Below are 525 nucleotides of genomic sequence, written 5' to 3'. Positions count from 1 at the left end.
GATGAGCGCGGCAGTGACTTCGCGCCAGAAGGCAGCCCTATCCCAAGCCGAGACTTGCCATTTTGTGTCCCAATCGCAACACAATGTACACATGCGGTCGGCGTTGCTTCTGCGTTGAAAATTCAAGGCAACCACGAAGCGGCACTGGTCATGTGTGGTGACGGTGGGACATCCAAAGGAGACTTTCTCGAATCCATCAACTGCGCAGGGACATGGAACATTCCGTTGGTTTTTGTGGTGAATAACAACCAGTGGGCGATTTCTGTACCACGCAGTTTGCAATGCGCGGCGGAGTTTCTTTCTGAAAAAGCAAAAGGTGCTGGCATTCCAGGGATTACCGTCGATGGCAACGATGTTGTTGCTATGTATGACGCCACCATGACCGCATTAGAGCGAGCACGAAAAGGCAAAGGGGCGACACTGATCGAAGCGGTAAGTTATCGCCTAAGTGACCACACCACCGCCGACGATGCGACGCGTTATCGTAATGCAGATGACGTGCAAACCGCATGGCAATTCGAGCCC

1 protein-coding gene is annotated in these 525 nt (G+C 53.0%); it reads left to right on the top strand.

What is annotated here, in order from left to right; translation table 11 throughout:
- On the top strand, positions 1–525 hold a 525-nt coding region (locus R7190_RS30525; protein ID WP_318138298.1), incomplete at both ends, for a thiamine pyrophosphate-dependent enzyme.

Source organism: Vibrio sp. 1078-1, from assembly GCF_033340475.1.
The sequence above is the reverse complement of the archived record's forward strand: the minus strand, read 5'-3'. Positions and strand labels throughout refer to the sequence as shown.